Source organism: Cellulosilyticum sp., from assembly GCF_982396655.1.
In genome coordinates, this window is record NZ_CEVXFV010000016.1 from 1 (window position 1) to 23,377 (window position 23,377).

The 23,377-nt window shown below is 34.5% G+C and carries 22 protein-coding genes; 10 read left to right on the forward strand and 12 right to left on the reverse strand.

All coding sequences use genetic code 11. The annotated features are described in order from the left end of the window. The 3 genes from AC1VAQ_RS08735 to AC1VAQ_RS08745 form a co-directional block, all read left to right on the forward strand. On the forward strand, positions 1–584 hold a 584-nt coding region (locus AC1VAQ_RS08735), incomplete at its 5' end, for a hypothetical protein (RefSeq protein WP_479903807.1). Between the two features lie 87 nt (positions 585–671). Continuing rightward, positions 672–1,595: a hypothetical protein gene (locus AC1VAQ_RS08740; RefSeq protein ID WP_479903808.1), complete on the forward strand. Its 924-nt coding sequence runs from the start codon at positions 672–674 to the stop codon at positions 1,593–1,595. A 743-nt stretch (positions 1,596–2,338) separates the two neighbouring features. Then, entirely contained in the window at positions 2,339–3,397 is a 1,059-nt protein-coding gene (locus tag AC1VAQ_RS08745; protein ID WP_302597681.1) for a YkvI family membrane protein, read from the forward strand. Here the strand turns inward: AC1VAQ_RS08745 and AC1VAQ_RS08750 are convergent. The 6 genes from AC1VAQ_RS08750 to AC1VAQ_RS08775 all read right to left on the reverse strand — a co-directional run bounded on the left by AC1VAQ_RS08750 (position 3,387) and on the right by AC1VAQ_RS08775 (position 8,617). After that, positions 3,387–4,517 carry a DHHW family protein gene (locus tag AC1VAQ_RS08750; protein ID WP_302597680.1) on the reverse strand — a complete coding sequence of 377 codons (1,131 nt, stop codon included), beginning with the start codon at positions 4,515–4,517 and terminating at the stop codon, positions 3,387–3,389. The two genes, AC1VAQ_RS08745 and AC1VAQ_RS08750, sit on opposite strands and share 11 nt — an antisense overlap. Before the next feature lie 12 nt (positions 4,518–4,529). Beyond that, positions 4,530–5,906 (reverse strand): MBOAT family O-acyltransferase, encoded by a 1,377-nt coding sequence (locus tag AC1VAQ_RS08755; protein ID WP_302597679.1) that lies wholly within the window; start codon positions 5,904–5,906, stop codon positions 4,530–4,532. A 15-nt stretch (positions 5,907–5,921) separates the two neighbouring features. Continuing rightward, positions 5,922–6,437 carry a DUF4358 domain-containing protein gene (locus AC1VAQ_RS08760; RefSeq protein WP_302597678.1) on the reverse strand — a complete coding sequence of 172 codons (516 nt, stop codon included), beginning with the start codon at positions 6,435–6,437 and terminating at the stop codon, positions 5,922–5,924. A gap of 200 nt (positions 6,438–6,637) precedes the next feature. After that, positions 6,638–7,408 carry an MORN repeat-containing protein gene (locus AC1VAQ_RS08765; RefSeq protein ID WP_302597677.1) on the reverse strand — a complete coding sequence of 257 codons (771 nt, stop codon included), beginning with the start codon at positions 7,406–7,408 and terminating at the stop codon, positions 6,638–6,640. Between the two features lie 96 nt (positions 7,409–7,504). Further along, positions 7,505–8,038 (reverse strand): spore maturation protein, encoded by a 534-nt coding sequence (locus tag AC1VAQ_RS08770; protein WP_302597676.1) that lies wholly within the window; start codon positions 8,036–8,038, stop codon positions 7,505–7,507. Next, positions 8,039–8,617, reverse strand: a complete 579-nt coding sequence (locus AC1VAQ_RS08775; RefSeq protein WP_302597675.1) for a nucleoside recognition domain-containing protein — start codon at positions 8,615–8,617, stop codon at positions 8,039–8,041. It abuts the gene before it with no gap. Positions 8,618–9,170: 553 nt separating this feature from the next. Between AC1VAQ_RS08775 and AC1VAQ_RS08780 the strand changes: the two genes are divergently transcribed. The 7 genes from AC1VAQ_RS08780 to AC1VAQ_RS08810 all read left to right on the forward strand — a co-directional run bounded on the left by AC1VAQ_RS08780 (position 9,171) and on the right by AC1VAQ_RS08810 (position 17,277). Further along, positions 9,171–9,431, forward strand: coding sequence for an AbrB/MazE/SpoVT family DNA-binding domain-containing protein (locus tag AC1VAQ_RS08780; protein WP_302597674.1), 261 nt, complete (start codon positions 9,171–9,173; stop codon positions 9,429–9,431). A 173-nt stretch (positions 9,432–9,604) separates the two neighbouring features. After that, positions 9,605–11,086 carry a GTP pyrophosphokinase gene (locus AC1VAQ_RS08785; protein WP_302597673.1) on the forward strand — a complete coding sequence of 494 codons (1,482 nt, stop codon included), beginning with the start codon at positions 9,605–9,607 and terminating at the stop codon, positions 11,084–11,086. Between the two features lie 34 nt (positions 11,087–11,120). Further along, entirely contained in the window at positions 11,121–11,525 is a 405-nt protein-coding gene (locus AC1VAQ_RS08790; protein ID WP_302597672.1) for a response regulator, read from the forward strand. Positions 11,526–11,549: 24 nt separating this feature from the next. Then, positions 11,550–13,268 carry a sensor histidine kinase gene (locus AC1VAQ_RS08795; protein WP_302597671.1) on the forward strand — a complete coding sequence of 573 codons (1,719 nt, stop codon included), beginning with the start codon at positions 11,550–11,552 and terminating at the stop codon, positions 13,266–13,268. A 128-nt stretch (positions 13,269–13,396) separates the two neighbouring features. Next, the gene (locus AC1VAQ_RS08800; RefSeq protein ID WP_302597670.1) at positions 13,397–14,653 is read left to right on the forward strand and encodes an ABC transporter substrate-binding protein; all 1,257 of its coding nucleotides are present in this window, start codon (positions 13,397–13,399) and stop codon (positions 14,651–14,653) included. Positions 14,654–14,740: 87 nt separating this feature from the next. Continuing rightward, positions 14,741–17,035, forward strand: a complete 2,295-nt coding sequence (locus AC1VAQ_RS08805; RefSeq protein WP_479903809.1) for a hydratase — start codon at positions 14,741–14,743, stop codon at positions 17,033–17,035. A gap of 53 nt (positions 17,036–17,088) precedes the next feature. Beyond that, on the forward strand, positions 17,089–17,277 hold the full coding sequence (locus AC1VAQ_RS08810) for a hypothetical protein (protein ID WP_302597668.1): 189 nt from the start codon (positions 17,089–17,091) through the stop codon (positions 17,275–17,277). A 52-nt stretch (positions 17,278–17,329) separates the two neighbouring features. Here the strand turns inward: AC1VAQ_RS08810 and AC1VAQ_RS08815 are convergent, their stop codons facing one another. From AC1VAQ_RS08815 to AC1VAQ_RS08840, 6 genes are all read right to left on the reverse strand, one after another. Then, entirely contained in the window at positions 17,330–18,328 is a 999-nt protein-coding gene (locus AC1VAQ_RS08815; protein ID WP_302597667.1) for a zinc dependent phospholipase C family protein, read from the reverse strand. Positions 18,329–18,443: 115 nt separating this feature from the next. Then, complete coding sequence (locus AC1VAQ_RS08820) at positions 18,444–19,502, reverse strand: glycosyltransferase family 4 protein (protein ID WP_479903810.1); 1,059 nt, start codon at positions 19,500–19,502, stop codon at positions 18,444–18,446. Between the two features lie 229 nt (positions 19,503–19,731). Beyond that, positions 19,732–20,361 (reverse strand): uracil phosphoribosyltransferase, encoded by a 630-nt coding sequence (gene upp, locus AC1VAQ_RS08825; RefSeq protein ID WP_302597665.1) that lies wholly within the window; start codon positions 20,359–20,361, stop codon positions 19,732–19,734. A gap of 46 nt (positions 20,362–20,407) precedes the next feature. After that, positions 20,408–20,839, reverse strand: a complete 432-nt coding sequence (gene rpiB / locus AC1VAQ_RS08830; RefSeq protein ID WP_302597664.1) for a ribose 5-phosphate isomerase B — start codon at positions 20,837–20,839, stop codon at positions 20,408–20,410. A 191-nt stretch (positions 20,840–21,030) separates the two neighbouring features. Continuing rightward, positions 21,031–22,107 (reverse strand): L-threonylcarbamoyladenylate synthase, encoded by a 1,077-nt coding sequence (locus AC1VAQ_RS08835; RefSeq protein ID WP_302597663.1) that lies wholly within the window; start codon positions 22,105–22,107, stop codon positions 21,031–21,033. A gap of 488 nt (positions 22,108–22,595) precedes the next feature. Then, complete coding sequence (locus tag AC1VAQ_RS08840) at positions 22,596–23,003, reverse strand: universal stress protein (protein ID WP_302597662.1); 408 nt, start codon at positions 23,001–23,003, stop codon at positions 22,596–22,598. Positions 23,004–23,377: the final 374 nt, after the last annotated feature.

The window sequence follows — 23,377 nt, forward strand, 5'->3', positions numbered from 1 at the left end:
TTCTTGCAGCAGTTACAATCGGAGTTGTAAGAAGATTTCTTGCAGCAGTCACAATCGGAATTATAAGAAGGTTTCTTACCGCAATCACAATCGGAGTTATAAGAAGGTTTCTTACCGCAGTCACAATCGGAGTTGTAAGAAGGTTTCTTACAGCAATCACAATCGGAATTGTAAGAAGGTTTCTTGCAGCAATCACAATCGGAATTGTAAGAAGGCTTCTTACCGCAATCACAATCGGAGTTGTAAGAAGGTTTCTTGCAGCAGTCACAATCAGAGGCATAAGAAGGTTTCGTGCAATAACTGTAGTCAGAGTCGTAAGAAGATTTCTTAGAGCAATCACAATCAGAGTTGTAAGAAGGTTTCTTGTAGCAGTTGCAATCAGAATCGTAAGGAGGTTTCTTGCAGTAACTGTAGTCAGAGTCATAAGAAGGTCTCTTGTAGCAATTGCAATTAGAATTGTAAGCAGGTTTTACATAGCATGCACGTTCAACTGTTCTGCAAGGAGCCATTTCTTGTTTGTTGCATGTAGGCTTATTACACGTAGGTTTATTATAGTTTGGCTTATTATGAGTAGTAGGTTTTGAGTTAGGATAAGGATTTTTAGAACAGTGACATTTCTTATAACGCATAGCATTTTTACAAGTGCGGATAGGAGATTTCTTATCACTCTTATGTGTGTTACACGTATTATCTTCATTATAGGAATCACTTGGGTTATAAGAGAGACTAGAATCATAAGACTTGTTAGGCTTACAAGAGTTGTTAGATTTATTAGGTTTACAAGAGCTGTTAGAGTTGTTAGATTTACAAGGTTTGTTAGAGTTGCTAGGCTTACAAGAGCTGTTAGAGTTGTTAGATTTACAAGAGCTGTTAGAGTTGTTAGATTTACAAGAGCTGTTAGAGTTGTTAGATTTACAAGGTTTGTTAGATTTGCTAGGTTTACAAGAGTTGTTAGAGTTGTTAGATTTACAAGGGTTGTTAGAGTTGTTAGAGTTGTTAGATTTACAAGAGCTGTTAGAGTTGTTAGACTTACAAGGTTTGTTAGATTTGCTAGGTTTACAAGAGTTGTTGGATTTATGAGAGCGATTAGACTCATAGGAGTCACTAGAGTCGCTAGAGTCATAATAGTTGTAAGAATCACTGGAGTCACTAGAATCGCTAGAGTCACAATAGTCGTAAGAATCACTGGAGTCACTAGAATCGCTAGAGTCATAATAGTCGTAAGAATCACTGGAGTCACTAGAGTCATAGGAGTCGCAAGAATCGCAGGAATCACTAGAGTCATAGGAGTCGCAAGAATCGCAGGAATCACTAGAGTCATAGGAGTCGCAAGAATCATTAGAATCACTGGAGTCATAGTAATCGCAAGAGTCATTAGAATCGCTAGAATCACTAGAGTCGCAAGAATCGCAGGAATCACTGGAGTCATAGTAATCACAAGAATCATTAGAATCACTAGAAGTATAGGTGTCACTAGAGTCGCAAGAATCATTGGAGTCATAGGATTTGCTAGAGCCAGAGAAACTGTTAGAGACAGAGGAATCACTAGAGTCAGAGGTGTCGCTAGAGTCACAAGACTTACTAGAATCGCATGACTTGTTAGAGTCGCAAGAGCTGCTAGAATCATTGTAATAGCTAGAGTCGCAAGAATCACTAGAATCGTAGTAATAGCTAGAGTCACAGGAATCACTAGAATCGTAGTAATAGCTAGAGTCACAGGAATCACTAGAATCGTAGTAATAGCTAGAGTCACAGGAATCACTAGAATCATAGTAATCGCTAGAGTAGCAAGAGTCATTAGAATAACAAGAGTAGTCATCACCATATTCAGAAGAGTAGTCATAGTAATCAGAGTAATCGGAGTAGTAACTGTCACTATCGGAGGTAGAAGAATCTTCAGATTTATAGTAATAGTTATCAAGTGTATCTTTTACAGTATCGACGAATTCGAAGGCGGCTGAACAACGAAGTTTTTTGTCGTCACAGTTCGAATTGCAGTTCGTACAATTGTCATTTTCAGTTTTATCATAGAAATCATCAAGAGCTTCATCGATAATATCGACGAATGCTAAGGCTGCTTCACAATTTGGTGTATGGGTTTTTTGATTATATTTACAAGGTTTTTGGCCGGAATTACAGCATTTAGTACCCATTTATAAGCTCCTTCCATAGTTTAATTCGAGTAGTTTTACTCACTTACATAATATGCAAAGAGCCAAAAAATGCTAATATTTAAAGAAAATTTTAACATATATTATGAAATGGAGAATATACATAATACTAGGATAAGCTTTAATAGGAAAAGCAGTTTAGAAGTTAGGAAGAGTGAGGGGGAGCTATGAAAAGAATTATTTTGATTATACAGATTGCGATGATTTTTATTGGAAGTATTGTGGGAGCTGGCGTATGTTCTGGTAGAGAACTAAACCAGTTTTTTGCTACATATGGCATAGCTGGTTTCTTAGGGCTTATATTATGTGGTTTATTATACATTATATTTAGCAAGATAATTGTCGAGATTAGTATGAAAAAAGGAGTGTCCTCATATAATGAGTTTGTCGATTTAGTGTGCCCAAAATTTGTCGCTAAGTTTATTAATGTTGTTTTGACACTATTTTTGTTAAGCAGTACCTCTATTATATTAGCAGGAAGTGGTGCGCTACTTACCCAATACTTCGGGATTCCTAAGTGGGTAGGAATTCTCATTATGATAGGATGTAGTAGCATATTTCTTATGCGTAACACAGAGGGACTATTTGAAGTTAATACAGTTGTAGTGCCAACACTAGTCATTATTATGACTTCCATTTTTATAAGTTATGTCCATCAGAATCCTTTTACCTTGGATTATACATATATGCGTTTTATACCAGCACAAAAAGAGCATTTAGTAATGTCTACTCTTGTGTATGTAAGTTTTAACATATTAACGATTATAGGCGTAATCGTTCCACTTACTAATGATATAAAGAAACCTAAGGAGATCCAGACGGGTATCATTATAGGAAGTAGTGTGCTTACTGTCATTAGCATATATATTGTATTTCTAATGTTAGTAAACCCATTTTATCCTAGAATGTACGAGATGCCACTTTTGGCCATTGCCATGCAAATGAGTCACTGGTTAAAGATTGCTATGCTAGGTGTTATGTGGCTAGAAATGTTTTCTTCTCAGGTTTCTAATGTATATAGTTTGTCTTATTTTTTACGTAATAGATTTAATGTTGCGTATAATAAGGGGATATTTTTAGTTGTAGTAGTTGCCTTGCCTTTTTCAGTTATAGGTTTTGCAAAGTTGGTTGAGTTTTTATATCCAATGTATGGCGTTTTGAGTTTGGTATTTTTGGCGTATTGCATTATTTATTATTACAAACTTAGAAAGCAAGCTAATAATTGATTTTGCTAATGTTACGATCATTATTAAAGGTAGTAAGGTTATACATAATAAGAATGTCATCGAAGTCATGCTCTAGAAGATAATCGGATAAACTAAAGGTAATACTTCTAAGGTCAATGATATCGATTTGGCGATAATTATAAGCTAAGTAAGGGGCAGCGCTATTTCCGAAGGAATCTTTAATAAGGAGAAGGCGACGCCCCTTTTCTGGTAAATCATTATTAATAATAGTAGTAAGACCATTATTACCCCATAAAAATGCAGCATATTTATTACTGCTAGACCATTTGCTTTCATCATAAAGGCCAGGATAAGGTTTACCATCTATAAAGACAGAAACATTAGGTTCAACATACTTGATTGTATCTGGTTGTATATTCATAAATTTAGATTCATTAAAGTATGTGCCATAAAATCCAGTTACTTCCTTACAAGTGTTTTCTAATGGATTGGGGAAAAGAGGCAAGTTACCTGTAGTACAAATGAAATTATAAGAAGCTAGATATGCTCCCAAGTTTGTCCAATGATGATCTGTACGATAATAAATATAATCATCATGATGACGAAGAAGGGCGGGAATAATATTAACAGGATTAATATTACAAGTATTACTGATGTATTTATATATATAGTTGATGCATTTGTTCTGATCAACCTTAATAATATGACTTGGTAGAAACTCTGAATGTAGTGTATAAGAGTCTGGAATGAGCATAAAGTAAATAGGTGTATTAGGGTGCTTCGTGGTAAAGGTAGCGATAGCACGCGCATTTTTGCCTAGATTTTCATGATTAAAAGTATCAAAGCGCTTAAAGAGATAATGATTAGCCCCATAAATGATACCATTATTCTCCCTTTTACCAAGAAGTAATTCACTTCGAGATTTTAAGCTAATCCAATTATCTCTAAGCGGAAATTGATCATTCATAGCCTTTTCAAAATTTGTAGTATAAGTGCCTGAAATAAAGCTTTCTAAAGTGAAATGAGGCATAGGTTGTAAGAAACGATTTTCTAGATTAGAGAATTGTTTTTCAGGTAACAAGAGACTTGTAACTGAGAATGCTAAAATAATAAGGCTCATTAAACTAAGAAAGCTATAATTTTTTAATTTAGTAAACATACTAGCGCTCCTTTAAAATCTAAAATACAAGAACGGATTATAGGTAGCATCCACTAAATAAGCAGTAGACAAGATAAATATGGCAATATAGAGGAGATTCATCAGCCAAGGATGGTGTTGCAAATGATAATGAATGAGTAAGGGGACCTTGGTTGAACAAGTAATAGCAATACAAAAAGTTAAAAAATAACTGCGCAAATAATAGAGGAAATCTGTATTATAATGCCAAATAAAAAGTCTATGAAAGAGTGCTTTTAAAAGCGTAAAGTCAGTTGTACTAAAAATAGCCCAACTAATTAAAAGCAGAAATATGGTATATATGTGTGAGATAATCGGCATTTGATCAAGTAGATAGAGTAAGCCGGATTTTTCAATACTAAGGATAATATAGAAAAATAGCCCCCATAATACAAAGTTCCAGCTTGCGCCATGCCATAAGCCTGTTAAGGCCCAAACAATAAATAAATTCAAATAAAGACGCAAAGGACCAACACGATTACCGCCTAAAGGGATATAGACATATTCCTTAAACCAACTACTAAGGGTGATATGCCAACGGCGCCAAAATTCAGTGATACTTCTTGAAATATAAGGAAAGTTAAAGTTTTGAGGGAATTCAAAGCCTAAAATCTTTCCAAGACCAATAGCCATAGTGGAGTAACCGCTAAAGTCAAAGTAAATTTGAAAAGAAAAGGCAGCTATACTAAGCCAGGCTAGAGGTGTAGAAATACGATGGAAGCCTATTCTTTGAATTTCGGACCATAAGGAACCAATGTTATTTGCAATAAGAACTTTTTTACCTAATCCAATCACAAAATACTTTAAGCCCTCCTCAATTTTGTATAAAGAAATTTTGCGATGATGAAGGGCATCGTTGATATCAGTATACTTAACAATAGGGCCGGCAATAAGCTGAGGAAATAAAGTAACAAATGTAGCGAAGGTAAGAATATTTCGTTCAGCAGGTACTTTTCCCTGATACACATCAATAGTATAGGATAAAGTTTGAAATGTATAGAAACTAATACCTAGAGGAAGGACATAGTTTACAATAGGCAAATGTGTACCGAAAAGTGTATTAATGTTTGTAGCAAAAAAGCTAGCATATTTAAAGAAAAATAAGGTCCCCATATTAAATAGAATAGAAGCTAGAAGGCCACAAAGTTTAATGAATTTATTTTTTCTATAGTAAAAGATAAGAAGACTAGCAGAATAATCAACCAAAATAGAAGCGAGCATAAGTAGTAAATACTTAGGCTCGCCCCAAGAATAAAAGAGTAGGCTTAAAATAAGTAATGTAACGTTTTTCAACCTATGAGGCACAATAAAATAAAGTATTAAGGCAAATGGTAAGAAACGAAAAATAAAAAGTAAACTACTAAATACCATGGGTTAACTCACTTTCTATTGGAAGTAGCTATTGATAATATCTTCAGCTTTTTGCATGTCCTCGCTAATGGTTTCTTCTGATTCTCCAACAATAACAAGAAAGGCATAATCACCACGAACAATTACAGTACCAGCTTGAGCTTTTTGATATTGTTCAGGTAAGTAGTGAGAGAATGAATCGATAAGGTCTTGTTGACGACGTTTAAGTGCATCTACAACAACATCAACTTTACCAGGAACAGCCTTAATAGCGACAACATTATCACAAGAGGTCATAGTCATAGAAAACTTACCTGCGTAGGTTTCTACATTGGACATATCCATATAATACAAGTCAGTAAGAATCGTATCATTGACTTCTTGAGGCATTTGAATGCCAATTTGACTATCTACTTCATCAACAATATCCATTAAGGTAATGCCTTCTTTGAGCGTATTACCATCCGAACCATTATTGCTACAAGCGCAAAGGCAAAGTATAAAAGTACTTAATATAAGGAAGAAACTAATATTTTTATATACCTTTTTCATATAATCACCTTTCTTAAAAACCATAGATTACTAATTTTAGTTAGTATGGCTTATTTAATGGCAGAATATGCGGAATAAACTAAAGGAGGCTTCGTGAAATGTTTTCACGAAGCCTCCTTTGTTAAAGCGTAGTAAAGTTGGATATTAACTTTACTACTTTGTAGAGCATGCGAGCTAGTCGCTTTATTTGGTAATGTTATTTAGTTTGAGTTATTGTGGTCAGGAACTGAGATTAAAATATCTTCATCAAAGATACATTCGTATTGCATACCAGAGGCTTCTTGATAAGTTCCAGTACCGTGTTTGAGACCGTTTTTGAAATCGCCAATGTATTTATCGCCATTAGCGTATGTAATCATTCCCTTACCAGTCATTTGTCCTTCTATAAAGTCACCACGATAGACTGTATTGTTATCCCATGTGAAGCAACCTTTGCCATGAGGGAGGCCTTCTAATACTTCACCTTCATAAACACCATCAGATACGAACAGTTTCCCCATACCTGTTTCCATACCATCTCTAAATTCACCTTCATAACGATCCCCATTAGGATAAGTTGCTGTTCCAGTCCCTTGAATATGGCCCTTTAAAAAATTACCATCAAACAGTGTGCCATCTGCTGCATGTAATTTACCACGGCCCTCAAAGACTCCGTTTGAAAAGCGACCTTCATAATAGCTCCCATCGGTAAAGCGTTGGGTACCCGTGCCTGTGCGCTCGCCTTTATGAAAAGCACCTTCATAAGTGCTACCATCTTCTAAATAGGCCTTACCTTCACCTTCAGGAAATCCGTTTGAAAAGTGTCCTTCGTAGCAAAGCTTACCTTCTTCGTCATAGTATTTGCCTATTCCGTGAAAGTTTGAGCCTTTAATACTACCTTCATACATTACTTTTCCATTTTTGTGGTACCAAGTTTCATTTTCATAAACATCTGTGGAACCAAATATTAATGATTTTATTTTATCTAACATAGTAAATTCTCCTTACAAGCTTCATTAGTAAAAGGCACATAATATATCATCATTATAACATTTTTAAATGAAAAACAATATATGATATGGCAAAAATTATACACCAAAAGTAAATAAAGTAAGGTAATATGCAGCGATGAAACCAACTAAGGTAGCAAAAAGGGCACCGGCAAGTGTATAACGACTTTTAGTCACTTTTATAGTCATATAATAAAGGGACATAGTATAGAAAACAGTTTCAGTACAACCAAACATAATAGAGACCAAACGTCCTATGAAGGAGTCAGGGCCAAAGGTCTTAAATAAGTCTAAAATAAGTCCGGTTGCCGCAGAAGAAGAGAAGGTACGCATAAGTGCCATCGGAATAACTTCTACAGGGAATTTAGACCATTCTAGGAGCGGTTTGACAAGGGTACAAAGTCCATCAAGAGCCCCAGAAGCACGAAGCATGCCGACTGCTACCATAAGACCGACTAAAGTAGGTAAGATATCTAAAATCACCTTAATACCATCAGCAGCTCCCTCGATAAATGTTTCATAAACATTAATGCCTTTTAGAAGGCCATAAATAATAATTCCTACAATAATAAGTGGGATAATCCAATCGGAAATGGTCACTAAAATAGCCATCTACTTATGCCTCCTTTCCATAAGTTTAGCAAAGACAATGGCAATAAGTGTAGAAGCATACGTGGCAAGAATACAGGGGGCAATAATTTCAGTCGGGTTTGTAGAACCATAGCTTGCCCTATAAGAAATCATATTAATAGGGATAAGCTGAATAGAAGACATGTTAATGATAAGGAACATACACATAGCATTAGTAGCAGTATGAGACCCTTTATTAAGCTTTTGTAATTCGACCATAGCTTTAAGTCCAGGAGGCGTGGCAGCCCAACCAAGCCCTAGAAAATTTGCAACAAAGTTAGTTGCTATGTATTTACGTGCAGGATGTTCACGGGGAACCTCTGGAAATAGAAAATCCAGGACAGGCGCTAACTTTTTAGCAAGTGCATCGATTAGTCCAGCCTTTTCTGCAATACGCATGATGCCCATCCACATGCAGACAATGCCACAAGTTTTAATACAAATGGTAACGGCATCTTCAGACGCACTAAGTGCAGCAGCAGTAATACCATTCATCCCGCCCCTAAAACCAGCTATGATTATAGCGAAGATAATCATAAAACTCCATAGATAATTGAGCATAGAAACAGTCCTTTCTTTGAAAAGTAAATAAGGTATAAATAGCTTGTCTCTATTAAATATATGCAGAGAAGTGGAGAAAATGTATAAAATTCAAGGAGAGAAAAAGGTGGAAAACAAAAGGCAAAGCTGAAAAGTAAAAGTAAAAAAGATGAAAAGTAAAAAAGAAAAAGTTGAAAGATAAAAGTTGAAAAGGGAAAGGTGAAAGTTGAAAGAAGCGGTGTGAGAAAGGGAAGATTAGAGGTGAAAGATTAGAAATGAAAGATTAGAAATGAAAGATGTAAGAATGGAGAAAGAGGAAGATGGGGAAAAATGAGGAGACTTGGAAAAAGGAAATAAAGAAAATTCTACAATAAAGTGACAAATAATAGGCACAATATGAATATTCGACAAATATTATATATTAGGGTAGGAAAAAATTTTACAAAAGTATAAAAAAATACAAAAAAATATTTGACTTTAATTGCTAATTATGGTACTTTATAATTAGCACATGGAAAATATTGTGAATATTATGAGAGAAAAAATTACATTTTTTTAAAGGGAGAGGATGTTAGTGAAATCAACAGGTATTGTAAGAAAGGTAGACGAACTAGGGAGAGTAGTATTACCAATCGAATTAAGAAGAAACTTAGACATTAACGAGAAAGATGCATTAGAAATCTTCGTTGATGATGATAAAATTGTTCTTAAAAAATATGAACCAGCTGATATTTTTAATGGCAGCATGGAAGAGCTTATTGATTATAAAGGTAAGAAAGTTGCTAAAGCTACAATTATTGAATTAGCTAGATTAGCAGGCTTAGAATTAAAATAACTTAAAAAGCAACTAATTACACAAAAAAAAGACCTATTTTTAGGTCTTTTTTTGTTATTTACGCCTCTTAATAATATTTATATTATAGGATAGTATAATATTATCGCAAATTTATTTGTAAGATAAAATATAGAGATAGAAAGTGGGACGAGACATAGGAGGAATAACGCGGAATGGAATTAAAGCTATTTGATTTTATAGAAGATGTGCTTGCCACATTAGAAGAAATGAAACCTAGTTTAGAAATCGTAAGCGAAGAAATAGAGGAATTTTTTGAAGACTTTTTAGAAGAAACTAAGAGAGGCTATATTAGTATTGAATCTCGTGTAAAGTCTTCAAAAAGCTTAAAAGAAAAGATTATTCGTAATCATTATTATCAAAAGTATGATACGAAAGAGATGCTCTTTGCAAATGTACCAGATATTATTGGGATTAGGTTAGGCTGTAAGTTCATTGAAGATGAAGCAGATATTTATAAAGGACTTAAAAAATATTTTACGGAGAAACATGAAGAAGATGGGTATTTTTATAGTCTTAGAAATCCTAGTGTATTGTTAAACTTTAGTGGAAAACAGCCTCAAGAACAAAAGAATGGTATGAAAATCTATCGTATTGATGGAAAGTATATTACTGAAAGTACAACAATTAACTTCGAGATGCAGATTAAGTCGTTAGTTAACATATTCTGGAGTGAGATTGAACATAAGATTATTTATAAAAATTATAACTATGTAATAGAAGATAAATTTTATAAGGATATTATGAAATCTATTAAAAACAGTTTAACAACCATTGATCAACAGCTACTACTTATTTCAAATCAGTTTAATCAAGAAGATAATAAGAAGTATGCAACACGTGAAGAACAGCTAGAGAAGCTTATATCTAAGATTATTTATGATATTTTTGCACAACGTATGAAAGAAAGCTTAGGAGTCCTTGTAGATTTTAGGACTTCATGTGAAGCTATTGTACGTTATGTTTTTAGAGATGCGTTAGATAGTGATCTTGAACGTTATAATAATAACCTCCTTGAAGGCTTAGATAAGATTAGAAGGATTGATAGAAGTAATATTAACTTTAGAGAACGCCTTGAGTTTGAAAGAGAACCTGTTTTTAAAAATGAGTACACGGCTATTTTAGGTCAGCACATCATGCATTATATGAATGAAGAATTTCAGTGGAACTTATTCTTTAGAATTCTCTTCCAGATAGAAGTAGAAGATAATATAGGTGATTTTGAGACATTCATACATTATTATACAGATAAAATATATAGTAGGATTGCTAGAAATAAGCTAAGTAACAACTTCTCAAATGAAGAAACAGAAAAGATTATAAATACATTAATGTTGCAGTTTACAAGGACGTTTATAAGAATTAACTCTGTGGACTTACTGTATGATACAGTAGTAGATCAGATTATGAAAATCATAAATGGTACAGTAGATGCACTTTATAAAAATGTTCTCACCTATGAGCAGTGGTTAGAGGAAAATGATATTTATCTAGAACTTTTGGAGATTCGTTTATTTATGCTCTTTAATATGGATATTGAATCTGAAAAGGCATTAGCTTTCTTAGAACGTGTGAGAATTACTAAGTCAAATTTAGAAGTACCAAAGGGAATGGTTAAGTATATTTATAAGCTGTAATGTAACTCTGTAATGTAACTATAGGGGGGATAATATGTTAAATGTACAGATTGTAGATGATGAACCAATTATTAGAATGGGGTTAAATAAGCTTATTAATTGGGAAGAGTTGGGATTTGAAGTTGCGTGTATGGCACAAAATGGTAAGCAAGCGCTTGAGCAGCTGGAGTTAGAAAGTATAGATCTTATTATTACGGACATAGAAATGCCAGTGATGAATGGCCTTGACTTTATCAAAGAAGTAAGAGAAAAAAATCGAAATGTAGAAATCGTTATTCTTACAGCATATGATGATTTCGAATATGCAAAGACAGCTATTAGATATGGCATTACACAATATATCCTAAAGCCTATTGAGGAAAAAGAAGTTGTTAAAATGCTTTTAGATATTAGAGAATCTATTCAGGCTAAAAGACTAAGCAAATATGATTTTGAATAAATAAGTTTTGGGGAGAAATTGGGGATGAAAGAAAAAAGTATTAGATGGTTATTTATGAAGAATTACCTCATTATAATGAGCATATCATTAGTAATTGGTTTGACAGTAGTGGAAAATATTAATTACCAAAGAGTACGTTATAAAAATTATGTGGAAGATATGGAAAATACCAATCGTATGACAGCCTTCTTAGATTTGGTGATTGAACAAACCAAGGGGCAGTCGTTGGAAATTATCATTGATGAAGATATTCAGAGTATATTAAGTAAATCGGCGTTATTAGATGAAAAAGAAGTGCTACCTATTTTAAATAATTATCTTATAAGGAATACAAATCTAGCATCTATTTATTTAGTTGATCGCTATAATACGGTAGTTTGTGCTAGTAATGATGAGAAATATCGATACAGTCAACAGGACTTCCTTTCTGAATTTGATTTAAGTGAAATTCGAAAAAAGGAAGGCGGAGATTGTATTGGTATTGTCTCCAATAAACTCGCTCCCAATGTTATTTACATCGCTAGAAGCATAAAATCCAAGGAAACAGGCAACACATTAGGTTACCTGTTTCTTTTTATAGATGCTTCTTATTTGGAAGAGAAAATGAATAGCATGTTAGAAAAAATTTCATTTGAGATAGTGGTGGTAGATGATGAGGAAAACATGTTGAGCTTTCCATATAACAATCAACTCAGCAGAAATTATAAAGCAGCTAGAGATTATCAAATGGCTTCAGATATAAGAAGGCAGTGGGAAAATAAATATGATCATATACAAGCAAGATATAGTTTATTAGAGGCAAATGTTATAGGAAGATATACAGGGAATCGGAAAGATAGCACATTGCAGATGATTTTATTTGGTGTATGTGTTATTAATATGCTATTTTTCTTAATGGCTATTTTTATTATTGCTAGGAAAGTAGTCTATCCTTTAGAAAATATTGCGGTAAGGGTGGAAGAAATTACACTTAAGAAGAATTTAGATATACGTTTTGATGAAAATCAAGGGTATGAAGAAGTGAGTGCAATAGGTGGCGCCTTGAATAAGATGCTAGAGCAGATTCAATTTCTAATTAAAGAGGCCAAAGAGAGAGAACGTACACAAAAGGTATTGGAGCTCTCCGTTATTAATCATCAAGTGAATCCACATTTTTTATACAATACATTAAATAGTGTCAGTGTGCTTGTAGCAATAGAAGATAAAGAATCGGCAGTAGAGCTTATTAAAAGTTTGGCAAGATATTATAGGTCTTGTTTAAATCAGGAGGAGGATTTCAATACTGTAGAACAAGAAGTGGTCATTGCGAAGGAATATTTACATATTGCACTTCTTAAAAACCCTGATTTATTTGAGGTGGCTTATGAAATTGATGAGACGCTAAAAGATTATAAAATACCCCGTATGATTATACAAATCTTAGCTGAAAATGCTGTGAAATATGGGATACGCACAATGAATGAACCTTTGCAAGTGTATGTAGGTGTAAGAAATGATATAGAAAATAAACGTATCATAGTAGAGGTTAGAGATAATGGAAAGGGCATAGATGAAGAAACAGTAAGGCGCATTATGCACGATGAAAAGATACATAGTAAATCAGGATTTGGACTCCGTTCGATTATTAAGCGTATTGGGCTTATTTATAACATTAAGGAAACGACAGATATTATAGATATTGATACAATGATAGGACATTACACAAAAATAAAGATATATATTCCATGGAAAAGTAGTATTTAAAAAATTTCAAACAATGACAATAATATACAACAATAATAGCTATTTTACCTCAAAAAATGCTGTGATATAATTTTCAACGTAAAATTAAGCATTTCAAAATAATAGAGTTTGAATAAGAGGTGAATAGGTTGAAGGATAAGAAGGTTCTTAACCGCCTTATAATCATAATTACATTGGTTTTTGTAGTAATTTGTATAGGCTTACTTGTAGATATTTTATATGATATGCAAGAGCAAATGATTGCGATTAGTCAAGAGTTAGATGATAATAGGCCTGTATATAATATTTGGATACCAAGTAACATAGATAGAGAAGCCGTTAGAAGTATGTATACAAGTTATGATGAAAAGAAGTTAGGGGTAAAGTTTAAGATTACAACATTTAGCTCAGATAAATATGAGGATGTATTAATCACAAGTAGTATTACAAATGAACTTCCAGATATGTTTTATGTTAGTGAAAAAAGATATTTAAAGAAGCTTGTAAATATAGGTGTTGTGATGGAAATGGGCGACTATATTGTGGAAAAGGATATTATTGAGGACTTTACAGAAGGAGCTATAGAAGATTTTACAGTAAATAATAAGATTTATGGCCTACCTTTAATGGGGTGGGAAGAGGTCTTGTATTGTAATAAGGCTATATTTGAAGCGTGTAATATAGAGTACCCTACAAGTTATGGGGAATTTGTGGCTTGTATAAAGGCCTTTAAAGAACGAGGAATCGTTCCATTAGCCATCGGTGGACAGTCTTTTAGAAGTGTTCAGTGTTATTATCGTATGCTTGTAGAGGGAACAGGAAGTTTAGAGGAAGGCGCTAAAGAACTAGAGGAGATTGTAAGACTTTCACCTTTCCAGATGACATATGAGAAGGTGAAAGAAGAAGATGGATTGAAGGCATTTATAAATGGTGAGAGTGCCATGTTCTTAGGAACGACTCAGGCGGCCGCTGAAATAGAACATTCTACGGAAAGCAGAATCAAAGAAAGCATTAAAGCAATACCTTGTCCTACGATTTATGAAACGAAGATAAGAATAGGGGACTATGGAAGTGGTTTTGTATTAAATAAGAGTAGCGAGCTCAATAAAAAAGAGAATATAAAAGATTTTTATGAGAGCTTTGAGCGAAGGCTTTCATGGGAAATGGTGATGGCAAGAGGCGAAGGATTACCTGTTTATAAGGCTCAAAATCTAGAGAAAACCAGGTTTAAGCTACTAAGTGAGTGCGATGAGTTGATGCGTCTCAATAATCAAGAGGGGGTGTATGAAACATTAATTAAGAAGTATGAAAGAGAAGGAGAAGCCAGTCAGTATAAACTTCAAATTTTAAGATTGATGCATGGTCAAATAGATGCGAGAGCATTTTTATCTGTACTTGGACTATGATAATATGTAATGTTATGTTATAATTTAGAACAAAAGCATAATTTTATAAAAAAATAGGTAAAATTTTAAAATTAGGGAGGAATAAAAGTGATAAAATTATTTGATGGCGGCGTATATCTCGTAAACGGAAGAGAAATTGTAGCAGACAGTCAAGATGCAAAGCAAGAAATAATGCATAAATACGGGATGTCTGTAGTATCTAAAGAAGCAGCTAGTGAAAATACTATAGCTTACAATATTTTAAAGGCACATAATACTTCTGAAAGTATGGATAAATTAAAAATCAAATTTGATGCCATGGCATCTCATGATATTACATATGTAGGAATTATTCAAACAGCAAGAGCAAGTGGACTTAAAGAGTTTCCATTACCATATGTTTTAACAAACTGTCACAATAGTCTCTGTGCAGTAGGTGGAACTATTAATGAAGATGACCATATGTTTGGACTTTCAGCAGCTAAAAAGTATGGTGGTATTTATGTACCAGCTCACCAAGCAGTTATTCACCAATTTATGCGTGAAATGATGAGTGGTTGCGGTAGAATGATTCTAGGTTCAGATAGTCATACACGTTATGGGGCCCTTGGTACAATGGCAATTGGCGAAGGTGGCGGTGAACTTGCTAAACAACTTCTTCGCAAAACATATGATGTTAATCGTCCTGGTGTTGTAGCTGTTTATTTAACAGGTACTCCAGCTAAAGGAGTAGGTCCACAAGACGTGGCACTTGCTATCATTGGGGCAGTATTTAAAAATGGCTATGTTAAAAATAAAGTTATGGAATTCGTAGGAGATGGCATCAAAAATCTTAACGTAGAATACAGAAATGGTATTGATGTTATGACGACAGAAACAACATGTCTATCTTCTATTTGGGAAACAGATGCAGCAGTAGAAGAATACTTCGATATGCATGGCAGAAAAGAAGTATATAAAGAACTTAAACCAGGTAATGTGGCTTATTATGATGGTGCAATCGTTGTAGATTTATCAAAAATCAAACCTATGATTGCCTTACCATTCCACCCAAGTAATACATATACAATCGATGAACTTAATGCTAATTTAGATGAAATCTTAGCTAAAGTAGAAAAAGAAGCAGCAGAGAAATTTGCTAGCTCTAAAGCACACTTTACATTAAGAGATAAAATTATTAATGGTAAACTTCATGTGCAACAAGGCGTTATCGCAGGTTGTGCAGGCGGTACATATGATAATATCTGCGAGGCAGCAGACATTTTACGTGGGGCAACAATTGGTAGCGGTGAATATGCACTTAGCGTTTATCCATCAAGTCAACCAACCTTTATGAGTCTCCTTAAAAATGGGGCTATTGCTGATCTTATGGCAGCAGGTGCAACAATTAGAACAGCATTCTGTGGTCCATGTTTCGGTGCTGGAGATGTGCCTCCAAACAATGGTCTTAGCATTCGTCACTCTACACGTAATTTCCCTAACCGCGAAGGTTCTAAACCAAGTGATGGACAGCTTTCTGGTGTTGCACTTATGGATGCAAGAAGTATTGCAGCGACATCACTTAATGGCGGCGTTTTAACAGCAGCTACAGATATTGATGTAAACTTTACAAAACCAAAATACTTCTTCGATAAATCTATTTACGATACACGTTGCTATAATGGTGTAGGCAAAGCAGACAAAGAAGCAGAACTTAAATTTGGTCCAAATATCACAGACTGGCCAGAAATGTCACACCTTACAGATAACCTTGTGCTTAAAGTTGTAGCAGAAATTAATGATGCGGTTACAACAACAGATGAATTAATCCCATCAGGAGAAACATCTAGCTATCGTTCAAATCCACTTCGTTTAGCTGAGTTTACATTATCACGCCGCGAGCCAGAATATGTAGGACGTGCAAAAGAGGTACAAAAAGCAGAAATAGCTAGATTGCAAGGGGATGATCCATTAGCAGCACTTCCAGAACTCGAAACAGTATTTGCAAAAATTAAAGCATTACCAGGATTTGAAAATATTGATCCTAAAGCAACAGGTATCGGAAGTACAATTTATGCTAACAAACCAGGGGATGGTTCAGCTCGTGAACAAGCTGCATCCTGTCAAAAAGTATTAGGTGGATGGGCAAATATTGCCAAAGAATATGCTACAAAACGCTATCGTTCAAATCTCATCAACTGGGGTATGGTACCATTCACATTAGAAGAGGGACAGGTCTTTAAAAATGGTGATTATCTCTTTGTTCCTGGTATTAGAGAAGCTGTAGCAAACAAAGTATCAAGCATTAAAGCTTATGTAATGGGGGACGAAGTTAAGAGCTTTAATCTCACATTAAATAATCTAACAGATGATGAAAGAGCTATTATTTTAGCAGGATGTCTTATTAACTACTACAAAGAGTAATGTGAGCTAAAGGAGTTTATAAACAAAGAAATAAATGGATTGGGGGGAGAGCGATGCTAGGCATAATTTTGTTTTTTAGCGTACCATTTATAATGTTAGTAGCGATGCCAGCTTTTGCACTAGTTGCGAAGGTGAAAAAGGAAAATAGTAAAGCATATAAACCATGGCAATTGTTAAGCGCACTTTGTTTAGTACTTCTTATCGTATGGATTGGGGTCTTTGTGACCGTAGGATTTTTCTAAAACAGAATTTAAGTCATATAAAAAACGTCTAGCCTTTTATGCTAGACGTTTTTTATGAAAAGATATTAGCGTCAGGATTAAAATATTTCATTGGTCTTGGATCATCTGTAGGAAGTCCAGTAAGATAAGATTGATTTGGAAGGTAAACTCTAAAGTCTTCTGCAGATAAGCTAGAAGTTGCAAAGTCATAAGTAGCTAAAAGAAGTAGCGTACTTTTCTTAATAGCATTTCTAAGAATATCGTGAAAACTAAAGGTGTACACATTACCTGTTACAGGATGAAGCCAAACATGCTTGTTTTTATTCAAATAGTCTACATCAGGTTTTACACAGTGAAAATATGAGAAGGTTGTAGCGTAAGAGCTAATTTGCTTTGGTAGAAGTGGTGTAGCGAGGCCTGCAAAAGCTTTTTTAGTACCTATATTATCGAAGGTAAGCTTATAATAGGTACGTGTATCTGCATAAGCATCTTTGAAAAGTTTACCACCACCATTTATACCATAAAGTAAAAAGAGCGTTTCATCATATAAGTTAACTATACTATTTGGTATAGGAATGTTTTTTAAAATTTGTTTATGAATTTTAAAATGAGAAGCTTTTATGCCGAACTTTTCTTCGCAGAGAAGGCTATCAATAGCAACTTCTATCCTTTTGTGAAGACCTTTGTACTTAGAAGTTTCTGGCTGACCCTCTATATAGCGACCACCTAAATAAAAGATATATGGGTGAGCCATACCATCTAGAATATAGTGGCATAAGAAGCCGCTTAAATAGCTGAGACACTCTTGAAACTCGCGGGAAGCAATATCATATTTCTTTGCATGACAAATGGCAGATACTAAAAAGTCACCCGTCTTTTCACTGTGCATGCGTGCTGCAATAGCAGCTTTATTGTCTTTTAAGCCTAAACGATGATAGTAAATTGGGTCTGGTCCTTGAAGACCAATTAAAAATATGTCTCTATTCTCCTTGATGATTTTGTATAAGGGAGATTGTTTGATATTATGTGCAGTATCTAGTCCAAAAATGTAATGAGTGATGATATCTGGCATTTAAAAAACTCCTTTTTCTACTTCAATATAATAAGTATAGCATTTAATTTTTTTATACGATAGGGTGAGAAATTAATAAAAAAAAACTCCCATGAACAGGAGTTTTTGGCTAGTATTAATCCTCTTTATCTTTGTTGAATGAGGTCATTTTGCGAATTGTGAAATATAGCAAAATCGCCATAGCAATAAAGACTAAAACTGCAAATTTAACATCGTGACTAAAGAAAGCAATTGCAGTAAGGCCTAGTACACTGCTTACACCATAAAGTGTTACAACAGCTTGTTTATGTGTATACCCATTATCTACAAGGCGGTGATGTAAGTGACCGCGGTCTGCAGACATAATTGGTTTACCAGCTAAAAATCTTCTAATAATCGCAAAAGCTGTATCAAAGATTGGAAGCCCAAGTACAAGTACTGCAATGAAAATAGTAGCCACTGTATAACCTTTTAAAAGTCCAAGTACAGAGGTGATTCCAAGGGTAAAGCCAAGGAAGGTAGAACCCGTATCACCCATAAAAATTGAGGCTGGATTGAAATTGTAAGGTAAGAATCCCATACAAGAACCAGCGAGTGTAGCAGTTAAAAGTGTAGCTGGTGGATAACCGGCTTTAATAGAAAGTACCATGAGGCAAAGTGAAGCAATAGAAGAAACGCCTGCTGCAAGGCCATCTAAACCATCAATAAGGTTAACTGCATTTGTAATGGCTACAAGCCAAATGATTGTAGCTGGAATTGATAAAAGGTTTGTATAAACCGGATTATCACCAATGAAAGGAATAGAAAAGAAATCTATTCGAATATCGCATAAAGCTACTACAGTAGCTGCCACAATCTGAATAATAAATTTAATCTTTGCATTTAATGCATAAATATCATCGAAGAAGCCTAAAGTAAAGATTATACCGCAACCAATAACGATACCTATAATCTGTTTTATATTTGTGAGAGGCATTTTCCAGATAACAAGTAAAAATGATATCATAAAGCCAGTAAAAATGGCGATACCACCCATTCGAGGAATAGGTTTACTATGCATATCACGCTTCCTTGGTTTAGCAATTGCACCTACTTTGAAGGCGATTTTTTTTGCTAAAGGAGTCATGAAAAATGAAATTAGAAATGCCAATATAAAAGCTATCAAAGATAATGTGATGTAGCCTATATTGCCCATAAAGTCCATCTCCTTAAGTATGTAAAAAAATTTAGTACTAATAGCCTTAACCTAATAGCACTATTCTATTCAAATTTTAGGAGGTGTTAAATATTTACATAAAACACATTCCAAAACTCAAAATTTGAGCTATGAATGTGGCATGAGCCACTTTCTTAATGATAAATCTAGCTCACATCTTCCTAAAATTGTGAATATAAGGAAGATATGAGCCAAGATTTATAAGCTATTATTTAGTGCCAAATAATCTGTCACCAGCATCACCAAGACCTGGAATAATATATGCGTGGTCGTTTAATTTTTCATCTAAAGCAGCACAGTAGATATTTACATCTGGATGTGCATCTTGAAGCGCTTTAAGACCTTCTGGAGCTGCAAGTAAGCATAAGAAATTGATGCTTGTTGCACCACGATCTTTAATGAACTGAATAGCAGCAATAGCTGAACCACCAGTTGCAAGCATTGGATCAAGTACGAAGAAGTCTCTTTCAGCAACATCTTTAGGTAATTTGCAGTAGTATTCTACTGGTTGTAATGTTTCAGGGTCTCTGTAAAGCCCAATGTGACCAACTTTAGCTGTTGGAAGAAGGTCTAACATACCATCAACCATACCAAGACCAGCACGTAAGATAGGTACAATACTTAAATTTTTACCAGCAATACGTTTACCAGTTGTTGTTGTAATAGGTGTTTCAACTTCGAAGTCTTCAAGTTTAAGATTACGAGTTGCTTCATAGCACATAAGTCCAGAGATTTCGCGAACGAGTTCACGGAATTCTTTAGAACCTGTATTTTTGTCTCTTAAACGACTTACCTTATGTTGAATAAGTGGATGATCCATGATAAATAATTTTCCCATATTATTATTCCTCCTAGTGTTGTTTTGTAAGTAAATTCGGTTATTCTTATAATTCTTCTATTTTAGCGATACGTTTTATATGACGTTCTTCATTAGAGAAAGGTGTTGATAAGAATGTGTCAACTACCTTAATAGCATGAGAAGGACCTATAACACGGCCACCTAAAGCGACAATATTAGTATCATTGTGAAGGCGAGTTGCTTCAGCAGAAAATACGTCATGGCAAAGTGCACATCTAATTCCAGGAATTTTATTCGCTGCAATAGAAATACCAATACCTGTTCCGCAGATTAAAACACCTTTTTCAGCTTCACCACTTAATACAGCGTGAGCTACAAGTTTAGCGTAATCTGGGTAGTCAACAGCTTCTTCTGTCATACAACCATAATCTTTAAATGGTGTACCATTAGCTTTGAAATGTGCAATAATTTCTTGTTTAAGTGCAAAACCACCGTGGTCACATGCAATTGCTATCATAATAGTTCCTCCGATTTTTTAGTATTAATTTTACTTCCAATGTAACTAACTTATTTAGACATCATTACTACTATAATATATTTTCGAAATTTGTAAAGACATTAACGAATTTAATATTAATGGTTTCACATTGCTAAAAGTCATGAATAACTAAATTTTAGTCATGTGAAATCTATATTAAAGTAGCTTGGCTAAATATTGATGAAGTGATATCCGGCAGATTTCTCAAGTCTATTCATAATGGCAGCCCCAAGTCCTTCTTTAGGAAAGGCAAGTGAATAAACAATGTCAATGCCTTCATCATCAAAGCTTCTAAGCATCTCAAAAAGATGCGATGAAACAGTAAGTAAATCATTTTCAGTTCCTACGCTAAGCACTAGGTCTGCTTCGAATAAATGTTTAGTTTCATCTGTTGCAAGAATACCTACTTTTTTACCAGCCTCATGAGCAGAATGTACTAAAGAAGTAAGATGTTCTCTTAGATTGTCTAAATCTCCAAACATATTATGCCCATGGTCTCCTAAATATGCTGATGAGTTTCTAATAATGAAGACATCCGCATTAGGTGAATAGTGAGTATATTTCATACCAGGTGCTTTAGGATGCTCGCCTTCTTTAAGTTTATGTGTAATTGCAGGGTCAATAGCAATTTCGCCTAAAACTGATTGAAGCATTTCATAAGTAATCCCACCTGGGCGAAGTACTGTAGCAATTTCACCAGTTGTATCTACAATAGTTGACTCAACGCCATATTCAGAAGATGCACCATCAATAATGCAGTCGATTTTTCCGTCCATATCTTCAATAACACGCTGTGCATTCGTTGGGCTAGGTTTACCCGAAGTATTTGCACTAGGTGCTGCAATAGGAAGTCCTGAATCCTTAATGAGTTTCTGCATTAAAGGATGTGAAGGAAATCTAATTGCGACTGTATCAAGTCCTGCCGTTACGGCTTGTGGCACAATAGATTTAGCTTTAAAAATAAGTGTAAGAGGTCCTGGCCAAAAGTTATCGATTAACTTTTTAGCAATAGGCGAAACCTCAGTTACAAGTTCATAGAGCATATCTAAGTCAGCTATATGTACAATGAGAGGATTATCATTAGGACGTCCTTTTGCTTTAAAGATATTGCCAACAGCAACTTCATTTAAAGCATTTGCACAAAGCCCATAAACGGTCTCAGTAGGGGCAGCCACAAGGCCTCCCTCTTGAATGATACGGGTAGCTTCATTAAATTGATCTAGATCTTTAATGATGATAGTTTTCATAATAAAAACTCCTATTAATGTATGATAGGTAATTAAATTTCTACCTTATAGTATAACACAAAATGACAGGAAAGATAAGCAAAAGACTAAAATTTGCAAAATAAGGGAAAGGCATAAGAGGTGCGCTGTGGTGTAGGGTGCGGGCTAGCTGTACTTTCCGTAATTTGTGATACTCTAAGTTCCAATTTTAAAGGAACGTACTGAACTCGCTGCCGCTTAAACAGCAGCACTAAAACCCCTTTAAAATTTTCACTAAGACTATCGTCAAGTTACTCCACAGGCAGACTAGCCCACACCCTACACCACAGCTTTCTTATGGCTTATTTATTTTGCAAATTTAGTTCAGGGGGAAAAGAGGCGGCGAACGAGCTTGATTGCGGGGGCAGATTAACCCACCCACTAAACATCGCTATCTTCCTGCTACACCTATTTAGAAATATAAAAAAGAACGCTAGATATTGTTTTTACAATAACTTAGCGTTCTTTTGCTATGCCTCTAGTTTTTGATTTTCTTCTCTTGGGACAACATTGAGATTAATGTTGCCAAGTTTTTTGATGAGGTCGGCATAAATGCTTTGTTGTTCATGAGTTGGTGTGCCGTCTGGAGACTCACCGATTACAACCTCTGTGATTTTTTGGTCTATGATGAAGTGTGATATTGTCTGTGGAATATTCTCGCTACATAAGAAATGTACTTCGCCGCCAAGTTCACTGCCGTATGCAAAGAGGTCCTCGAGTAGTCTACTGCTATCAGCATTATCAAATACTGTCTCTCCTTTTCTAATATGTAGAATGTGAAGAGGGGCATTTAAAGATTGTGCAAGATGGAATCCTTCAGAGATTAAACGACGACTATTCTCTTGTATAGTAATACAAACAAGCACTTTATTATTCATGGCATTCACTCCTTAATTTAGCAAACTCGTATTGGATTTACTTATCTTTATTATAGCATAAAGAGGCACAATTAGTGTGAATATATTATGAAAAAGTTCCCATTTAACGCCGTTTAAATGGGAACTTTTAGTTAAAATGCTTAATTGCTTGAGAAAAAATGAGAGAGGTATTTGCATAATTTTTGATGAAACTTAATTTGTGAAGGGGGAGTAATCAATCTATAATTAAATTTTTTTTAGGTTCATATATAAGTTACTTAGAGCTTATAAGATAAGTTCTTTTTTAGATACGTTGAATCATAAAGATAAGTCCATGTGTATAAGTAACTTTAGATGTTTCATCTCATCTACTTATATTATATTAAGGAGATGAA

What these genes read in the sequence shown, in the direction of transcription:
- AC1VAQ_RS08740 (WP_479903808.1), top strand. Translation starts at nt 672, where the DNA reads ATGTGTGTTACACGTATTATCTTCATTATAGGAATCACTTGGGTTATA.
- AC1VAQ_RS08745 (WP_302597681.1), top strand. Translation starts at nt 2,339, where the DNA reads ATGAAAAGAATTATTTTGATTATACAGATTGCGATGATTTTTATTGGA.
- AC1VAQ_RS08750 (WP_302597680.1), bottom strand. Translation starts at nt 4,517, where the DNA reads ATGTTTACTAAATTAAAAAATTATAGCTTTCTTAGTTTAATGAGCCTT.
- AC1VAQ_RS08755 (WP_302597679.1), bottom strand. Translation starts at nt 5,906, where the DNA reads ATGGTATTTAGTAGTTTACTTTTTATTTTTCGTTTCTTACCATTTGCC.
- AC1VAQ_RS08760 (WP_302597678.1), bottom strand. Translation starts at nt 6,437, where the DNA reads ATGAAAAAGGTATATAAAAATATTAGTTTCTTCCTTATATTAAGTACT.
- AC1VAQ_RS08765 (WP_302597677.1), bottom strand. Translation starts at nt 7,408, where the DNA reads ATGTTAGATAAAATAAAATCATTAATATTTGGTTCCACAGATGTTTAT.
- AC1VAQ_RS08770 (WP_302597676.1), bottom strand. Translation starts at nt 8,038, where the DNA reads ATGGCTATTTTAGTGACCATTTCCGATTGGATTATCCCACTTATTATT.
- AC1VAQ_RS08775 (WP_302597675.1), bottom strand. Translation starts at nt 8,617, where the DNA reads ATGCTCAATTATCTATGGAGTTTTATGATTATCTTCGCTATAATCATA.
- AC1VAQ_RS08785 (WP_302597673.1), top strand. Translation starts at nt 9,605, where the DNA reads ATGGAATTAAAGCTATTTGATTTTATAGAAGATGTGCTTGCCACATTA.
- AC1VAQ_RS08790 (WP_302597672.1), top strand. Translation starts at nt 11,121, where the DNA reads ATGTTAAATGTACAGATTGTAGATGATGAACCAATTATTAGAATGGGG.
- AC1VAQ_RS08795 (WP_302597671.1), top strand. Translation starts at nt 11,550, where the DNA reads ATGAAAGAAAAAAGTATTAGATGGTTATTTATGAAGAATTACCTCATT.
- AC1VAQ_RS08810 (WP_302597668.1), top strand. Translation starts at nt 17,089, where the DNA reads ATGCTAGGCATAATTTTGTTTTTTAGCGTACCATTTATAATGTTAGTA.
- AC1VAQ_RS08815 (WP_302597667.1), bottom strand. Translation starts at nt 18,328, where the DNA reads ATGCCAGATATCATCACTCATTACATTTTTGGACTAGATACTGCACAT.
- AC1VAQ_RS08820 (WP_479903810.1), bottom strand. Translation starts at nt 19,502, where the DNA reads ATGGGCAATATAGGCTACATCACATTATCTTTGATAGCTTTTATATTG.
- upp (WP_302597665.1), bottom strand. Translation starts at nt 20,361, where the DNA reads ATGGGAAAATTATTTATCATGGATCATCCACTTATTCAACATAAGGTA.
- rpiB (WP_302597664.1), bottom strand. Translation starts at nt 20,839, where the DNA reads ATGATAGCAATTGCATGTGACCACGGTGGTTTTGCACTTAAACAAGAA.
- AC1VAQ_RS08835 (WP_302597663.1), bottom strand. Translation starts at nt 22,107, where the DNA reads ATGAAAACTATCATCATTAAAGATCTAGATCAATTTAATGAAGCTACC.
- AC1VAQ_RS08840 (WP_302597662.1), bottom strand. Translation starts at nt 23,003, where the DNA reads ATGAATAATAAAGTGCTTGTTTGTATTACTATACAAGAGAATAGTCGT.